We start from the raw sequence: 16,160 nt of genomic DNA on the forward strand, positions 1-16,160 counted from the left end.
ACGTCTGAATAGAAAAAAACCGGTAAGAAAGGCAAGACGGCGGCGGGAAGTCACAAAAATCGGACCCGCCGGTCCAGTAAAATCGCGATTTTACCGGATGCGGCCCTCCCGATGGCCGCTTTTCGGCTCCGCCCACCCACTTCTAGAACCGTCGTCGCCCATGAACGCCCCGTTGCTGTCGCAGGAGACCAAGCGCACGCTCGCCTGGATTGCCGTGGCGATCGTCTTTTTTGCGCTGCTCAAGCTGCTGGCGCCGACCCTCACGCCGTTCCTGTTCGCGTTCATCCTGTCGTACATCCTGCATCCCGGCGTGGAGTGGCTGCAGCGTCACCGTGTGCCGCGCGCGCTGGGCGTGTTCCTGATGATCCTGCTGCTGACGGTGATCGGCGTGGCGCTCACGCTGCTGGTGCTGGCCGTGCTGCAGAAAGAGATTCCCGCCATCCGCGACCAATTGCCCGGCATGCTGGCCAAGCTCAATGCGGCGGTCTCACCCAAGCTGGCGGAGATGGGCGTGCAGGTTCGCCTCGACTTTCCCGGCCTGCGCAAATTGCTGACCGAGCAGCTCGCCTCCGGCCCGGAAGACGTGATGTCCACGGCGCTGAACTATCTGCGCGTGTCGGGCTCGGCGGCGCTGCAGGTGCTGGCCACGGCCTTTCTCGTGCCGATCGTGATGTTCTACCTGCTGATGGACTGGAACATGCTGATGCGCCGGATCGAAACGGCCGTGCCGCGCCGGTGGCTGGCCAAGACACGCGAGCTGGCCAGCGAGACCGACGGCCTGCTCTCCCAATACCTGCGCGGGCAGGTCATCGTGATGCTGGTGCTGGCGGTGTACTACTCGTCAGGCCTGGCGCTGGCAGGCTTTGATGTGGCGCTGCCGGTGGGCATCTTCACGGGCCTGGCGGTGTTCATCCCTTACATCGGCTTCGGCATTGGCCTGACGCTGGCCGTCCTTGCTGCGCTGTTGCAGTTCGGCAACCTGTACGGTTTGCTGGCGGTGGCGGTGGTCTACGGCATCGGTCAAGTGCTGGAAGGCTTCTACCTGACGCCCCGTCTGGTAGGCGAGCGCATTGGTCTGCACCCGCTGGCCGTGATTCTCGCCTTGCTGGCTTTTGGCCAATTGTTCGGATTTTTCGGTATCCTGCTGGCCCTGCCGATCAGTGCTGTGCTATTGGTCGGTTTGCGGCAGATTCGGCAGCTCTACTTGAACAGCAGGCTCTACCGCGAATAACTTACCCGCTGCGTTACCGCCGCCTGATACCGCCACCCTAGCCTCATGGCCCAACCAGAACAGCTACCGCTCGAACTCGGCGCACCCCCCGCTCCGACCTTCGACAACTTCGTCGCCGCTGGCAACGAAGAGGCGCTGCTGCGCCTACGCGCCCTGGTTCCGCAGGTGGTGGACGGCACCGCCACCGACCGCCTCGTCTACCTGTGGGGCGAAGAAGGCAGCGGCCGCAGCCACCTGTTGCAGGCCATCTGCGCCCAGGCCGAGGCCGGCGGCTACGAAGTCCGCACGCTGGAGCCCGACGCGCCGGCCGAAGCTTATGACTTTGACCCGAAAGTCACGGTCTGGACCATCGACGACGCCGAGCACCTGGACGAATGGGCGCAGATTGCCGTGTTCAACCTCGTCAATGAAGTGCGCGCGCAACCGCATGCCGCCATCGCCATCGCCGGGGCGGCAGCCCCCATGTCGATGCCGCTGCGTGAAGACCTGCGCACTCGCCTGGGCTGGGGCCTGGTCTACTGGCTGCGCCCGTTGTCCGATGCCGACAAGGTGGAAGCCCTGCGCCACGCCGCCCGCGAGCGCGGCATGCAGCTGTCCGCCGACGTTCCGCAGTGGCTTGTGACGCATTCCTACCGCGACATGCCGAGCCTGATGGCTCTGCTGGACGCTCTCGACACCTATTCGCTCGCCCGCAAGCGCGCCGTCACCCTGCCGCTTGTGCGCGACATGCTCGCGTTAATGAAGTGAATTGCGGGGCCTGCGCAGTTGGTTACCAGTTGTTGATCAAGCGCTTCGGGTAAAATCGCGCCCCATGAATCTGGCCCTCTTCGACCTCGATCACACCCTCATCCCCACCGACAGCGACCACGAGTGGGGGCGTTTCCTCATCCGTCGCGGCGTGGTGGACGCGTCCGAATACCAGCGCAAGAACGACCAGTTCTATGCCGACTACAAAGCCGGCACGCTGGATATCCAAGCCTTCCTGCGCTTTGCCCTGGCGCCGCTCGCGGCCCACTCGCGCGACACGCTGGCCCAGTGGCATGCGGAATTCATGCACGATGTGATCCGCCCGAAGATCACCCCGCAAGCCCAGGCGCTGGTCTACAAGCACCTGGACGCCGGTGACCTTTGCTGCGTGGTTACGGCCACCAACAGCTTCGTCACCCGCCCGATCGCCCAGGCGTTCGGCATCGAACACCTGATCGCCACCGAGCCCGCCACCGCTGACGGCACACCCGACAGCGCCTTCACTGGCGAGGTGGCCGGCACGCCAAGCTTTCGCGAAGGCAAGGTCGCCCGCGTGCATGACTGGCTGGCCGACATGGGCCGCGGCTGGAAGGACTTCGAGCACAGCACGTTCTACAGCGATTCCGCCAACGACGTGCCGCTGCTGGAAGAGGTGACCGACCCCGTCGCCACCAACCCGGACGACACGCTGCGCAACCTCGCAGCTTCGCGCAATTGGCGCATCATGGATCTCTTCTAAGCTGAGCGCGGCGTGATCAAGAAACTCATCAATCGCCTGCTGGGCAAGACCGCTGCAGAACCCGCTTCGACCGCTACGGTCGCCGAGCCGGGAACGCCTCCCGCCAAGAAAGCCCGTGCCCCCAGGGCGCCCAAAGCGGCCAAGGCGCGCGGCAAATCCACCGGTGACGTACCACGCCAGGCACGTGTGTGGAACGTGGAAGAGCACGGCATCGACCCAAAGCTGCTCTCGCGCAACGCGGTCAAGGTCACCTCCACGCTGCAGGAAGCGGGCTATGACGCCTTCATCGTGGGTGGCGCGGTGCGCGATCTGCTGCTGGGCATCAAGCCGAAAGACTTCGACGTGGCCACCAACGCCACGCCTGATCAGGTGCAGGCGCTGTTCCGCCGCTCGCGCATCATCGGCCGGCGCTTCCAGATCGTGCATGTAACGTTCTACGGCGGGCGCGATCAGGAAATCATTGAAGTCTCGACCTTCCGCGCGCTGGTGGATGCCGTGGAAAGCGAGCAGGTACCGGCCGGCAAGCGCGTCAAGCGCACCGATCTGGACCACCACACGCACGCCGTCGACGCCAGCGGCCGCGTGCTGCGCGACAACGTCTGGGGCACCCAGGCCGAAGACGCCACCCGCCGCGACTTCACCGTCAACGCGATGTACTACAACCCCGCCGACGAAACCGTGCATGACTACCATCACGGCATGGAAGACATGCGCGAGCGTACGCTGCGCATGATCGGCGACCCGCTCACCCGCTATCGCGAAGACCCGGTGCGCATGCTGCGCGTGGTGCGCTTTGCGGCCAAGACCGGCTTCGACATCGACCCCGACACGCGCGCACCGATCGCCGAACTGGGCCCGCTGATCCACAACGTGCCGGCCGCCCGCCTGTTCGACGAGATGCTCAAGCTGCTGATGTCGGGCCACGCCTGGGCATCGCTGCAGGAGCTGCGCAAGGCCGGCTTGCACCGCGGTCTGCTTCCGCTGCTGGACGTGGCGCTGGAGCAGCCGATGGGCCAGCGCTTCGTACAGCTCGCACTCGACAACACGGACGACCGCGTCAAGGCCGGCAAGCCGGTGTCGCCAGGCTTCCTGTTCGCCTCGCTGCTGTGGCACCACGTGGTCGAGCACTGGAACCGCCGTCGTGCTGCCGGCGAGCCGTTGATCCCGGCGCTGCACACGGCCATGGACGAAGTGCTCGACCGCCAGACCGAGCAACTCGCCATCCAGCGCCGCTTCACGTCCGACATGAAGGAAATCTGGAGCATGCAGCCGCGCTTCGAGAAGCGCTCGGGCCGCATGCCGTATCGCCTGCTGGAATCGCCGCGCTTCCGTGCCGGATATGACTTCCTCGTCCTGCGCTGCGCCTCGGGCGAGCTGCCGCAAGAACTCGCCGATTGGTGGACCGACTTCCAGAATGGCGACAGCGAGGCCCGCGAAGCGCTGATGACCCAGGCCAAGCAGGCGCCGAGCAAGGCGGGCGCTGGCAACGCAGGCGCAACAAGCGGCGGCTCCACGGGCCCGGCCAAGCGCCGTCGCCGCCGACGCGGTCCGCCAAAATCGGATACAGTCGGTCACGTCAGTCCGGAAGGCTCGGAGGGAACGTGAAGACAGTGGCGTACATCGGCATCGGCGCCAACCTGGGCGACGCTCGCCAGGCTGTGAAAGACGCCGTGGTCTGCCTTGCGCAGCAGGTTGGCATCACCATCACCGGCAAATCCAGCCTGTACCGCAGCGCGCCCGTCGATGCCAGCGGCGACGACTACATCAACGCCGTCGTGCGCCTCGATACGCATTTCACGGCGGGCCAACTGCTCCGCATCTGTCACCATATTGAAGACCAGTTCGGCCGCGAGCGCCCGTTCCGCAACGCGCCGCGCACGCTGGACCTGGACCTGCTGCTCTACGGCGACCACGTCCTCACCTCGCCCGAACTGACCGTACCGCACCCGCGTGTAGGCCAGCGCGCCTTTACGCTGCTGCCGCTGCATGAGCTGGCGCCCGATCTCGTGATCCCGGGCATCGGTGCGGTGGCTGACTTGCTGCCCGGTGTGGCCGACCAGCGCATCGAGAAGACCACGATGTGCCAATGCATGCGCGCCAAGCAGCCCGCTGCCTAACTCTGCATTCCGTCTTACCGCCTGTTGATGGCACTTGATCATCTGCGCCGCATCGTTGTTGAAGGGCCCATTGGCGTGGGCAAGACCACGCTGGCCCAGCGCTTGGCCGACCACCTGCGTGCGACCACGCTGTTCGAGACGCCGGCTGAAAACCCCTTCCTCGCCCGCTTCTACGCTGAACCCGCACGCTATGCGCTGCCGGTGCAGCTGCGCTTCCTGCTGCAACGCGCCGAGCGGCTCGCCACATGGCACAAGGCCACACTCGCCGGCGAGCGCATCGTGGCCGACAGCTTCCTGCCGCGCGATCGCCTGTTCGCCCAGCTCACGCTGCCGGCTGACGAACTCGCGCTGTACGACGCGATGGCGAAGGCGCTGGCGCTGCCCCAGCAACGCATCGATCTGGTGATCTGCCTGCAGGCCCGGGCCGAAGACCTGCTGCCGCGTATTGCCAAACGCGCCGTTCCATATGAGGCGGGCATCGATGCCGACTACCTGGAACGCATCTGCGCCGCGTACGGCGAGCTGTTTCTGTATTACGATGCCGCACCGACGTTGATCGTCGACACCGCTGCCTTCGACCCCGCTGGCAACGACGACGATTTCCGCACCTTGCTTGCCCGCATCGACGCGATGCGCGGCCCCAAGGAATTCATCAAGCTCGCGACCCGGTAGCAGACCCCACGCGGTCTGTCTGGATGGTCGCGACGACCAACTGGATCCCAGTCCATGAGCTATCTCCAGGAATCGAACCGCAAGGCCGTCACGGTGACTTCGTTGCAGGCCATGCGCGCAGCAGGCGATCGCATTGCCATGCTGACGGCCTACGACGCCAGCTTCGCCGCCCTGATGGACCGCAACGGCGCCGACGTGCTGCTGGTGGGCGATTCGCTCGGCAACGTGATGCAGGGCCAGAAGACCACGCTCCCGGTCACGCTGGACCACATCGTCTACCACACCGAATGCGTGTCGCGCGGCATCGACAAAGCGCTGCTCGTGTCGGACCTGCCCTTCGGCACGTATGGCACGCCCGAGCAGGCCTTCCACAGCGCCGTGCGCGTGATGCAAGCCGGCGCGCAGATGGTCAAGCTTGAAGGCGGCGTTTGGCTCGCACCCACCATCCAGTTCCTCGTCGAACGCAGCATTCCGGTGTGCGCACACATCGGCCTGACGCCGCAGTCGGTGCATGCCTTCGGCGGCTTCAAGGTGCAGGGCCGTGGCGATGAAGCGGCCAAGCAGTTGAAGCTTGACGCGCTGGCCGTGCAGGATGCTGGCGCGCAACTCGTCGTCATGGAAGCGATTCCTGCCGCGCTGGCCGGCGAGGTGACGCGCTTGCTGGCGATTCCCACCATCGGCATCGGCGCGGGGCTGGAGTGCTCGGGCCAGGTACTCGTCATGCACGACATGCTGGGCGTGTTCCCCGGTCACCGTCCCAAGTTCGTGCGCAACTTCATGGATGGACAGACCACCATCGACGGCGCGGTCTCAGCCTACGTGGCCGCCGTCAAGGACGGCACGTTCCCCGGCCCCGAACACACGTTCGCCTAAGCGCCCCACGGATGGAAATCTGGTCGGCTACCGTCGACGCATTCGCCCTGCTCGCCAGCGGTGATGCCGCGTTGTGGACGATCGTCTGGGTCTCGTTGAAGGTGGCAATTGCTGGGTTGTTGCTGGCCGCGCCACCGGGGCTGCTCATCGCTTACGCCATCGCCATGCACCGCTTCGCAGGACGTCGCGCACTGGTGGTACTGGCGCAGGCGTCGCTGTCGTTTCCGACGGTGCTGATCGGGTTGCTGCTGTATCTGCTGCTCTCGCGCCAAGGGCCGCTGGGCGGCTTCGGATTGCTGTTCACGCAGGGCGGGATGATCCTCGGGCAAGCGGTACTCGGGCTGCCGGTCATCATTGCCTTTGCGCTGACGACGCTCGAACGGGCTGATCCACGCCTGGCCGAAACGGCGCGCGTGCTCGGTGCCGGACGCGTGCGCCTGCTGCTGACGGTGTTTCGTGAACTCCGCTTCGGCCTGATGGCGGCCGTGGTGGCGGGCTTCGGCCGCGTCATCGCAGAGGTCGGCTCCGCGCTGATGGTTGGCGGCAATATCGAAGGCGTCACGCGCACCATGACCACGGCGATTGCGTTGGAGACAAGCAAGGGTGAGTTCGCGCAAGGCATTGCGCTGGGCATCGTGCTGATCGTGCTGGCGCTGCTCGTCAATGTTGTGCTGGCGTGGCTGCAGGGCGCTGGCAACTATCGACGGGAAGCCGCATGAGCGCCCCCTCGCAACCGATGATGGTGTTCGAGCACCTGCGCTGTCAGCACGGCACGCGCATGCTGTTCGACATCCCACGCTTGGCACTGTCGGCGGGCAACGCGATTGTCATCACGGGCGCCAATGGCGTCGGCAAGACAACGCTGCTACGCATGCTGGCAGGGCTCGCACCGGCCAATGGCGCGACGGTCGACCTTGGCCGTGGACCACAACCTCTGTCGCCCTATCCGGCCGAGTTGCGCACGCGGCTCACGTATGTGCACCAGCATCCGTACCTGTTCCGTACATCGGTGCGGGCCAATCTCGGCTATGGGCTGACCACCGGCGCACACCGCGTGCCACGCGCAGAACTGGCCGGCCGCATCGACGAGGCCATCCGCTGGGCCGGGCTGCAGCACGTGGTGGATGTGCCGCCCGAACGCCTGTCCGGCGGCGAGACCCAACGCCTCGCACTGGCCCGCGCCCGCGCACTGCACACCGATGTACTGTTGCTGGATGAACCGACGTCAAACCTGGATGGCGCCGCGCGCGAACAGGTCATCGCACTGGTCGGAGAACTGGCGGCGGAGGGCCGCGCCCTGCTGATGGTGTGCCACGACCGCGAGCTCATCAACCTGCCCGGGGTAGCGCGCTGGAAACTAGAGAGCGTCGACGGCCAGGGGCGGCTCGAAATACGCGGGCACCACGCCGCGTAGGGCGTTGCATACGGCGACGGCCTCGGCGCGAGCAACGTCGGCGCGCGTCAGCACACGCTCCCGCAGCGGAGCGCCCAGCCAAGGCGTTGCGTCTTCCAGCAGCACGGCACGCATCACGCCCGGCAGGACACCCGCTGACAGCGGCGGCGTCCACCACGCGCCATCCAGCTTGACCAGCACCGTGGTGCGACCGCCTTCTGCCAATGTGCCGTCCGCGTTGAAGAACACCGTATCGAATGCGCCCTCGCGCTCGGCGGCCTGCCAGGCGGCGTCGTAGTTGGCGCGCAGACTGGTCTTGTGGGAAGGCAGACTGTGTGCGGCCTCGCGTGTTTGCGATGCGACCAGCAAGCGCACCGGCGCATCCCAAGTTGCAGGCAGCGCTGACAGCGTTGCCGCCGTCACGCTCGCCGTGCCATTGGGTGCAAGCGACAAACGCATGCGGTACTCGCCCTCAGGCGCCAGTGACGCGCACACACGTGCCACCTCATCTGCCAGCTCGGCACGATCCAGCGGAAACCCAAACGCCTGTGCCGAACGCCCGAGCCGCGCCAGATGTCGCTCCAGCAGCGGCACACCATCGTGCGTCGCGCGCATCGTCTCGAACAGCGACAAGCCCACATCGAGCGCGGTCACAAAGCGCGCCTTCAGCTGGCACTCTGCATATTCCTCGTCAGCGATGCTGTCGTGCACGATGCCCGAGCCGATACCGAGTTCGCCTTTTCGCAGGCCATCGCTGCCGGGCGCACTCAGCACCAGCGTGCGGATCGCCACCGAAAAGCACGCATCGCCCATCGCGCGGTCATCGGCAGGCGCATCGACCCAGCCGATGGCGCCGGTATAAAGGCCACGCGGCTCAGGCTCCAGTGCATCGATGATTTCCATCGTCCGCCGTTTGGGGGCGCCGGTAATCGAGCCACACGGGAACAGCGCGCGCAGGCAATCGGCAAGGCCGGTGGCGGGCGGGATCTCCGCCTCCACGGTGGACGTCATCTGCAGCACGCTGCCGAATGGCGTCACCTCAAACAGCGCCGGCACACGCACCGAGCCGGGGCGCGCAAGGCGGCCCAAGTCGTTGCGCAGCAGGTCGACGATCATCAGGTTTTCAGCGCGATTCTTTTCGTCGGCGGCCAGCGCGGTGGCGCGGGTTGCGTCGACTTCGGCGTCGCCGGTGGCGGGCGCGGTGCCCTTCATCGGCCGCGCGACGAGTTGGCCTGCGTGATGCGAGAAGAATAGCTCCGGCGAGCACGACAGGATCGCCCCACCCTCCGGCAGTCCAATGAACGCGCCATACGGCACCGGCTGACGCGCGCGCAGGCGTCGATACAGCGCAGCCGGCGCGCCGAACGCCGTCATGCGCAGGCGGTAGGTGTAGTTGACTTCGTAGGTGTCGCCCGCCGCAATCCAGTCGTGGATGCGGTCAATGGCGTGGGTGTAGGTGGCGTGATCGACACTGGCAGCACAGTCGAACAGGCCGGCTGCGCCCGTCGCTTCGGGCCACTCGTCGAACAGCGCATCGACCTCAGCCGGCGACAGCACCTGCAGCGAGCGGAACAGCAGCACGCGCAGACGGCCATCGTGGCCGGGCAATATGGAGGAAATTTCAGTGGAAGCCGGCAGACCGACCAGCGGTCCACCAAACTCATACGGCGCGATGATCAGCGCATGCAACCCCTCGCGCCATGCAGCACGAAGATCGTCGTCCAAGCCGTCAAGCACACCCGCTGGCCGGAAGAACTCACCGGCATACCCGGTGTACCAGCGCGAGCACGGTGCGCCGCCCGAGGTGGCATCGTCGAGCAGCGCAAACGGCGCGCCGGCTTGCGGCAACTGCATGACGATGTCCCCCGAATCTACTGCGGTAACGCTGTGCTTAAGACGAGAAGAAGTTCTTCACCTTGTCCATCCACGTTTGCTCTTGCGGGCTGTGCCGCGAGCCGCCTTCGTGCACGGACTTGTCGAACTGCTTGAGCAGGTCCTTCTGATGCTCCGTCAGCTTGACCGGTGTCTCAATGTTGATGTGCACATAGAGATCGCCCGCATAGCCCGAGCGCACACCCTTGATGCCCTTGCCGCGCAGGCGGAACGTCTTGCCGGCCTGCGTACCTTCCGGTACCGGAAACGCGACGCGACCACCCAGCGTCGGCACCTCGATGTCACCACCGATGGCTGCCGTTGCAAACGAAATCGGCATCTGGCAGTGCAGATCGTCGCCGTCGCGCTCGAACACCGGGTGCGGCTTGATGTGGATTTCCACATACAGGTCGCCCGGGGGGCCGCCGTTGATACCCGGCTCGCCGTTGCCCGACGAGCGGATGCGCATGCCTTCGTCGATGCCGGCCGGGATCTTCACTTCCAGCGTCTTCTGGCTCTTCAGCTTGCCCTGGCCGTGGCACTTGGTACACGGCTTGGGGATGTACTTGCCGCTGCCGTGGCACTTTGGGCAGGTCTGCTGCATCGTGAAGAAACCCTGCGACACACGCACCTGGCCGGCGCCGTGGCAAGTCGGGCAGGTCTCCACGCTTGAGCCGGGCTCGGCGCCCTTGCCGTGACAGTGGTCACACTCGTCCCAGTGCGGCACGCGGATCTGCGTGTCGTAGCCGTGCGCGGCCTGCTCCAGCGTGATCTCCATGCTGTAGCGCAGGTCAGCGCCGCGGTACATCTGCGGGCCGCCGCCACGACGGCCGCCCTGGCCCTGTGCCTGGCCGAAGATGTCGCCAAAGATGTCGCCAAAGGCTTCGGCAAAGCCGCCGCCAAAGCCAGCACCGCCCGCACCAAAGCCAGCGTTGGGATCAACACCGGCGTGGCCGTACTGGTCATACGCGGCTTTCTTCTCAGCATCGGAGAGCATCTCGTAGGCCTCTTTGGCCTCCTTGAACTTCTCTTCCGCTTCCTTGCTGTCCGGATTGCGGTCCGGGTGGTACTTCATCGCGAGCTTGCGATAGGCCTTCTTGATCTCGTCGTCGCTCGCGTTTTTGCCCACCCCGAGCACTTCGTAGTAATCACGTTTTGCCATGGTGGCTCGTCAATTCGCTTGTTCTTACTGCTGGGTCGAATAGCAAAAAAGCCGAGCGCGGCATCGGTGGCGAAATCCGCACCCCGATAGCCGCCGCCCGGCGGGACCTCAAGTCCGCCGTAGCGGACTCGGGGCTTACTTCTTGTCGTTCACTTCCTTGAACTCGGCGTCGACGACGTTATCGTCTTGCGGTGCGCCGTGGCCAGCCTGCGCGCCTGCCTGGGCACCGGCGGCGTGTTCAGCACCGCCCGCTTCGCCCTTGGCCTGCATGTCGGCGTAGACCTTCTCGCCCAGCTTCTGCGAGGCGGTCGCCAGCGCTTCGGTCTTGGCGTCGATCGCGGCCTTGTCAGTGCCCTTCAGAGCTTCTTCCAGTTCCTTGATCGCAGCGTCGATCTTGTCCTTCTCGCCAGCTTCCAGCTTGTCGCCGTACTCGCCCAGGGCCTTCTTGGTCGAGTGGACCAGCGCTTCGCCCTGGTTGCGGGAGTCGACCAGTTCGCGCAGCTTCTTGTCTTCCTCGGCGTTGGCCTCGGCGTCCTTCACCATGCGCTCGATCTCGGCTTCCGACAGGCCGGAGCTTGCCTTGATCGTGATCTTGTTTTCCTTGCCGGTCGCCTTGTCCTTGGCGCCCACGTGCAGGATGCCGTTGGCGTCGATGTCGAACGACACTTCAATCTGCGGCGTGCCGCGCGGTGCCGGCGGAATGCCTTCGAGGTTGAATTCGCCCAGCATCTTGTTGCCGGAGGCCATCTCGCGCTCGCCCTGGTAGACCTTGATCGTCACGGCCGGCTGGTTGTCGTCCGCGGTCGAGAAGGTCTGCGAGAACTTGGTCGGGATGGTCGTGTTCTTGCCGATCATCTTGGTCATCACGCCACCCAGCGTTTCGATGCCCAGCGACAGCGGCGTCACGTCCAGCAGCAGCACGTCGGTACGGTCACCGCCCAGCACCTGACCCTGGATGGCAGCGCCCACGGCAACGGCCTCGTCCGGGTTCACGTCCTTGCGGGCTTCCTTGCCGAAGAACTCCTTCACCTTCTCCTGCACCTTCGGCATACGGGTCATACCGCCGACCAGGATCACGTCATGGATGTCCGACACCTTCACGCCAGCATCCTTGATGGCGGTGCGGCACGGATCGATCGTACGGGCGATGAGGTCTTCGACCAGCGCTTCCAACTTGGCGCGCGTGATCTTCAGGTTCAAGTGCTTCGGGCCCGAGGCATCCGCCGTGATGTACGGCAGGTTGATTTCGGTCTGCTGCGTGCTCGACAGCTCGATCTTGGCCTTTTCAGCGGCTTCCTTCAGGCGTTGCAGTGCCAGCACGTCCTTGCTCAGGTCAACGCCTTGTTCTTTCTTGAACTCGCCGATGATGTAATCGATGATGCGCTGGTCGAAGTCTTCGCCGCCCAGGAACGTATCGCCGTTGGTCGACAGCACTTCGAACTGCTTTTCGCCGTCCACGTCGGCAATCTCGATGATCGAGATGTCGAACGTACCGCCACCCAGGTCATACACGGCGATCTTGCGGTCGCCCTTTTCGTTCTTGTCCAGGCCGAAAGCCAGCGCAGCCGCGGTCGGCTCGTTGATGATGCGCTTGACGTCCAGACCGGCGATGCGGCCAGCGTCCTTCGTGGCCTGGCGCTGCGAATCGTTGAAGTAGGCCGGCACCGTGATCACGGCTTCGGTCACTTCCTCGCCCAGGTAGTCCTCGGCGGTCTTCTTCATCTTGCGCAGGGTTTCGGCCGAGATTTGCGGCGGGGCCAGCTTCTGGCCGCGCACTTCCACCCAGGCGTCGCCGTTGTCGGCCTTGGTGATGGTGTACGGCATCAGGCCGATGTCCTTCTGGACTTCCTTCTCTTCAAACTTGCGGCCGATCAGGCGCTTGACGGCGTACAGCGTGTTCTTCGGGTTGGTGACGGCCTGGCGCTTGGCCGGGGCACCGACCAGGATTTCGCCGTCTTCCATGTAGGCGATGATCGACGGGGTGGTGCGAGCGCCTTCGGCGTTCTCGATCACCTTGGGGGTGTTGCCCTCCATGATGGAGACGCAGCTGTTGGTGGTACCCAGGTCGATACCGATGATTTTGCCCATGGTCTTACTCCTCGAATTTGGTGTCAGGACTGCACTGAATACAAACTTGGATCGGATGTGGGAGTGCCGCCCGGCTTTTCAAGGCCGAATTTTGAAAAGTTGAGCATTTTGGCCGGTTTTTTTCGGGAAAGCACCCGAAAACATGCCCTCCCGGGCAGAAACCAAGCGTTTGCGACGTCTAAAGCGCGGCGAACCGGGCCGAAAAGGTCGCGATGGTACCCTTGGGCGCGTTGCCACTCGCCGGGTACCTCACCCGGCCCCTCGCCTCCCGATGCGTTTGCCCCCATTCCGATTCGCTCTGGGCGCAGCCGTGCTTGCCGCCTGCGCCGCACCCCCAGCCGATGCCGCCGTCGCCCTGCTCCAGCCCGCGCGCCGCGTCGACGCCAGCCAGCCGTTCACGCTCACGCTCGTCATCTCCGGCGATGCGGCCCAGCGCAGCTATACCGTGCCCGCCAAGTTGCGCGTGACGGCCACCGCCGATCTGCAGGGCCCTGTTGAAGTGATGCTTAACCGACACAACGAAGGCGCGGAGACGTTGCACTTGCGCCCGGGTCAGGTTCGCACCATCACCTACAGCGGCACATTGCCCGAGGTGCTGCGCGGCGCCGTGCGCATCGACGTGCCTGAGCTGGACGCCGCGCCCGTGCTGGTCACGCTGGTGCGTGGCGCTGACGCCCCGCAAATTGCCGCTGAAGGGGCCCCCGTCGGCGCCGCCCGCAACGCCGCAGCAGACGCCACCCGCCCAGGCGGCGCATTGGGCACCAACCCGAGCGCAACGACTGCCGGCGCCAACGCCGCGCCACCCGCCACGGTGGCGGTGGCCGGCGCAGGTGAGGCGCCCCGCCCCCCGGAGGAAACCGCCCGCCTGACCTTCCACGAGCCCATGTTCGCAGCCCTGGGGGCGCACGAAGGCCTGAACATGAAGTTCCAGTTGAGCTTCAAATTCCGGATATTCCAGCCGGAGAACCCGGCATCGACGGCACTACTGGACAACCTGTACTTCGGCTACACGCAGTTTTCGTTGTGGGATCTGGGCAAGGAATCGGCGCCATTCCGGGATACGAACTATCGGCCGAGCCTCTTCTACTACCGGCCAGATACTGGCATTCAGGGTGGCGCTCTCTCGCGCCTCTCGTTCGCTGGCGGCATCGAACATGAATCGAACGGCCGCGACGGCGACGCCTCACGCGCTATCAATACTGTATTCGTGCGCCCGACCTTCCACTTTGGCGATCTGACCGACTACCACTGGAAGTTCGAGCCCAAGCTGTACGCCTACCTCACGTGCGCCGGCAATACCGATATCGCGAACTACCGCGGTTTTGGAGATTTCCGCGTGTCGTACGGTGCGCCCAATGGCTGGGAATTGGCTGCCACGCTACGCAAGGGCACGCACAAGGGCTACGGCAGCGTGGATGCGCAGCTCACCTATCCGATGAGCCGCATCTTCAGTGGTACCGCCGGTTACCTGTTCGTCCAGTACTTCACCGGCTACGGCGAGAGCCTGCTCGACTACAACCACAAGCTGGGCTCGCAGTTGCGTATCGGTTACAGCCTCTCGCGTTAACGGTCCGGTTGGTCCTGCGGCGGCGGCGTTACAGCGTGTGCTGGCCGCTGGCCTCGGGTTGAAAGGCGACACGCTCGATGCGTAGCCCATGCTTGACACCGTTGGGCGCGGTGTACTTGACCGACTTGCCCTCGCGCTGGCCCAGCAGCGCTGCGCCCATGGGCGAGAGCACCGACAGCTTGGCCGACGCCACGTTGGCCTCTTCCGGGTACACCAGCGTCCACTCCTGCTCCGCGCCGGCGTCATCCACCACACGGACCACCGAGTTCATCGTCACCACGTTGGCGGGAATCTTGTTGCCAGGTACCACGTTGGCACGGGCGATGAGGTCATCGACGAGCTCGGCCAGCGGCGAACTGCTGCCAGCGCGGGCGGCGGCGTTTTCCAGGCGGGTGAGGTCGAGCTCGGTCAGGTAGATGACGGCTGCGGACATGGCGATCTCCTACGGATTCGTCTTGAACACTAGGTAAAGCCGCCGCCGATGGCATGACAGCCTTGGGCGATGGCAAGAAAACCAGCGGGCGAAACGCCGGCCGGTGGTGATACCGAACTGCAGGTGTGGGAAGGAGCCCGGCGGCGACGTGCCGCTAGGGCACTAGAACAACCGCCGGGCGGCGGCAAGGGCCGCAGTCATCGCCTGAGCGGCGTGCGGCAGTGCACGCGCCATGCGCTTCGGGCGCACAGCACGGCAAGAAGAAGCAATGAGGAGGGCCGCAGACGTGTTGCGCGTATTGGCAACCGTGGCGGCAAACTGCGCATGGCCGCCCCAGCCGGTCGCCCGGCCGAGCTGCGTACCACGATGCGTGAACGAGAACACCGGAACGCCGCGCATGCCAGGCACCGCGACTGCGGTCGTATCGACCGGGATCACGGCAGGCGTTGTGCGCGACGAAACGGCGTTCTGAGACATGAGCGTGAAAGCGCTGGCTTACTTGGGCGCAGCCACCGTCACCAGGGCAGGACGCAGCACGCGGTCGGCCAGCGTGTAGCCGCGCTGGAGCACGGCCACCACGGTATTCGGCTCCTGGTCAGCAGGCACCATCGAAATCGCTTGGTGGCGATGCGGATCGAATTTCTCGCCCACCGGATTCAGCTCGGTCACGCGGCCTTTCTCGAAAGCGGCGTAGAGCTGCCTGAGCGTGAGCTCAACGCCCTCACGCTGCTTGGCGACGTCACCCGACGTGTCGGCCAGTGCGGCTTGCAGGCTGTCCATCACGGGCAGCAGGTATTCAGCAAAGCTCTCGATGGCGAACTTGTGGGCCTTGGCCACGTCATCCTGTGCGCGGCGGCGGATGTTTTCGCCTTCAGCCGTGGCGCGTGCCCAGTTTTCGTAATTCTGGCGAGCCTTCTCCTCGGCGGCTTCCAGTTGGCGGCGCAGTTCGGTGACGTCCGCATCGGCCACGGCTTCCGCCACGGCAGCTTCGTCACCGGCAACGGCCTGCGCATCGGCGCTGGCGCGCTGGGCCTGGCTCGAATAAGCATTGGCAGCTTGGCCTGCGGCAGCAGATTGCGTCGGCTGAGCAGCTTGCGAGTCCGGGGTCGAGGGGGTTTCCGAAGTGTGTTTCATAGCGCTGGATAAAGGGATCGACGCACAACACGTGCCGGGCGCCGGATCCGCTGGATTTTCACAAACAATTACTCCCCGATATGGGGCATTTGGCGCGCCTTTCAAGGGCGCGGGGTGCACAGCAACTGTGCG

At 65.1% G+C, this 16,160-nt stretch carries 15 protein-coding genes and 1 pseudogene; 10 read left to right on the forward strand and 6 right to left on the reverse strand.

The features are described from left to right. Window positions 1-160: 160 nt before the first annotated feature. From V6657_RS13315 to V6657_RS13355, 9 genes are all read left to right on the forward strand, one after another. Window positions 161-1,231: an AI-2E family transporter gene (locus V6657_RS13315; RefSeq protein WP_048935017.1), complete on the forward strand. Its 1,071-nt coding sequence runs from the start codon at window positions 161-163 to the stop codon at window positions 1,229-1,231. A 45-nt stretch (window positions 1,232-1,276) separates the two neighbouring features. Beyond that, window positions 1,277-1,978 (forward strand): DnaA regulatory inactivator Hda, encoded by a 702-nt coding sequence (gene hda, locus V6657_RS13320; RefSeq protein WP_048935018.1) that lies wholly within the window; start codon window positions 1,277-1,279, stop codon window positions 1,976-1,978. A 64-nt stretch (window positions 1,979-2,042) separates the two neighbouring features. Beyond that, window positions 2,043-2,717, forward strand: coding sequence for an HAD family hydrolase (locus V6657_RS13325; protein ID WP_048935019.1), 675 nt, complete (start codon window positions 2,043-2,045; stop codon window positions 2,715-2,717). Between the two features lie 12 nt (window positions 2,718-2,729). Continuing rightward, the gene (pcnB, locus tag V6657_RS13330; RefSeq protein WP_048935020.1) at window positions 2,730-4,322 is read left to right on the forward strand and encodes a polynucleotide adenylyltransferase PcnB; all 1,593 of its coding nucleotides are present in this window, start codon (window positions 2,730-2,732) and stop codon (window positions 4,320-4,322) included. Then, on the forward strand, window positions 4,319-4,834 hold the full coding sequence (gene folK / locus V6657_RS13335) for a 2-amino-4-hydroxy-6-hydroxymethyldihydropteridine diphosphokinase (RefSeq protein ID WP_048935021.1): 516 nt from the start codon (window positions 4,319-4,321) through the stop codon (window positions 4,832-4,834). Before pcnB ends, folK begins: the two co-directional genes overlap by 4 nt. A gap of 27 nt (window positions 4,835-4,861) precedes the next feature. Further along, window positions 4,862-5,506, forward strand: a complete 645-nt coding sequence (locus V6657_RS13340; RefSeq protein ID WP_048935022.1) for a deoxynucleoside kinase — start codon at window positions 4,862-4,864, stop codon at window positions 5,504-5,506. A 54-nt stretch (window positions 5,507-5,560) separates the two neighbouring features. Beyond that, on the forward strand, window positions 5,561-6,379 hold the full coding sequence (gene panB / locus V6657_RS13345) for a 3-methyl-2-oxobutanoate hydroxymethyltransferase (RefSeq protein WP_048935023.1): 819 nt from the start codon (window positions 5,561-5,563) through the stop codon (window positions 6,377-6,379). A gap of 11 nt (window positions 6,380-6,390) precedes the next feature. Continuing rightward, window positions 6,391-7,098 carry an ABC transporter permease gene (locus tag V6657_RS13350; RefSeq protein ID WP_048935024.1) on the forward strand — a complete coding sequence of 236 codons (708 nt, stop codon included), beginning with the start codon at window positions 6,391-6,393 and terminating at the stop codon, window positions 7,096-7,098. Continuing rightward, complete coding sequence (locus V6657_RS13355) at window positions 7,095-7,793, forward strand: energy-coupling factor ABC transporter ATP-binding protein (protein WP_048935025.1); 699 nt, start codon at window positions 7,095-7,097, stop codon at window positions 7,791-7,793. Before V6657_RS13350 ends, V6657_RS13355 begins: the two co-directional genes overlap by 4 nt. Here the strand turns inward: V6657_RS13355 and V6657_RS13360 are convergent. The 3 genes from V6657_RS13360 to dnaK form a co-directional block, all read right to left on the reverse strand. Then, a complete protein-coding gene (locus V6657_RS13360; RefSeq protein ID WP_048935026.1) occupies window positions 7,737-9,626 on the reverse strand; it encodes a bifunctional anthranilate synthase component I family protein/class IV aminotransferase in 1,890 nt (629 codons plus the stop codon). The genes V6657_RS13355 and V6657_RS13360 overlap by 57 nt on opposite strands. Before the next feature lie 37 nt (window positions 9,627-9,663). Then, window positions 9,664-10,806, reverse strand: coding sequence for a molecular chaperone DnaJ (gene dnaJ / locus V6657_RS13365; protein ID WP_048935027.1), 1,143 nt, complete (start codon window positions 10,804-10,806; stop codon window positions 9,664-9,666). 135 nt (window positions 10,807-10,941) lie between these two features. Continuing rightward, window positions 10,942-12,894 (reverse strand): molecular chaperone DnaK, encoded by a 1,953-nt coding sequence (gene dnaK / locus V6657_RS13370; protein ID WP_048935028.1) that lies wholly within the window; start codon window positions 12,892-12,894, stop codon window positions 10,942-10,944. Window positions 12,895-13,204: 310 nt separating this feature from the next. Between dnaK and V6657_RS13375 the strand changes: the two genes are divergently transcribed. After that, window positions 13,205-14,461: a phospholipase A gene (locus V6657_RS13375; protein WP_338753139.1), complete on the forward strand. Its 1,257-nt coding sequence runs from the start codon at window positions 13,205-13,207 to the stop codon at window positions 14,459-14,461. 28 nt (window positions 14,462-14,489) lie between these two features. Here the strand turns inward: V6657_RS13375 and rnk are convergent, their stop codons facing one another. The 3 genes and pseudogenes from rnk to grpE form a co-directional block, all read right to left on the reverse strand. Next, the gene (rnk, locus tag V6657_RS13380) at window positions 14,490-14,894 is read right to left on the reverse strand and encodes a nucleoside diphosphate kinase regulator (protein ID WP_048935030.1); all 405 of its coding nucleotides are present in this window, start codon (window positions 14,892-14,894) and stop codon (window positions 14,490-14,492) included. Window positions 14,895-15,182: 288 nt separating this feature from the next. Then, window positions 15,183-15,296: pseudogene (locus tag V6657_RS13385) on the reverse strand (thioredoxin); the annotation flags it as partial. Window positions 15,297-15,389: 93 nt separating this feature from the next. Next, on the reverse strand, window positions 15,390-16,028 hold the full coding sequence (gene grpE / locus V6657_RS13390) for a nucleotide exchange factor GrpE (RefSeq protein ID WP_021195889.1): 639 nt from the start codon (window positions 16,026-16,028) through the stop codon (window positions 15,390-15,392). Window positions 16,029-16,160: the final 132 nt, after the last annotated feature.

The sequence above is a fragment of the Ralstonia sp. RRA genome (assembly GCF_037023145.1).
In the GTDB taxonomy this organism is placed as follows: Bacteria; Pseudomonadota; Gammaproteobacteria; order Burkholderiales; family Burkholderiaceae; genus Ralstonia.

Coding starts and splice junctions, on each gene's coding strand:
- dnaK (WP_048935028.1), bottom strand. CDS start 12,894: ATGGGCAAAATCATCGGTATCGACCTGGGTACCACCAACAGCTGCGTC.
- dnaJ (WP_048935027.1), bottom strand. CDS start 10,806: ATGGCAAAACGTGATTACTACGAAGTGCTCGGGGTGGGCAAAAACGCG.
- hda (WP_048935018.1), top strand. CDS start 1,277: ATGGCCCAACCAGAACAGCTACCGCTCGAACTCGGCGCACCCCCCGCT.
- V6657_RS13350 (WP_048935024.1), top strand. CDS start 6,391: ATGGAAATCTGGTCGGCTACCGTCGACGCATTCGCCCTGCTCGCCAGC.
- grpE (WP_021195889.1), bottom strand. CDS start 16,028: ATGAAACACACTTCGGAAACCCCCTCGACCCCGGACTCGCAAGCTGCT.
- rnk (WP_048935030.1), bottom strand. CDS start 14,894: ATGTCCGCAGCCGTCATCTACCTGACCGAGCTCGACCTCACCCGCCTG.
- V6657_RS13355 (WP_048935025.1), top strand. CDS start 7,095: ATGAGCGCCCCCTCGCAACCGATGATGGTGTTCGAGCACCTGCGCTGT.
- V6657_RS13360 (WP_048935026.1), bottom strand. CDS start 9,626: ATGCAGTTGCCGCAAGCCGGCGCGCCGTTTGCGCTGCTCGACGATGCC.
- panB (WP_048935023.1), top strand. CDS start 5,561: ATGAGCTATCTCCAGGAATCGAACCGCAAGGCCGTCACGGTGACTTCG.
- V6657_RS13315 (WP_048935017.1), top strand. CDS start 161: ATGAACGCCCCGTTGCTGTCGCAGGAGACCAAGCGCACGCTCGCCTGG.
- V6657_RS13325 (WP_048935019.1), top strand. CDS start 2,043: ATGAATCTGGCCCTCTTCGACCTCGATCACACCCTCATCCCCACCGAC.
- V6657_RS13340 (WP_048935022.1), top strand. CDS start 4,862: ATGGCACTTGATCATCTGCGCCGCATCGTTGTTGAAGGGCCCATTGGC.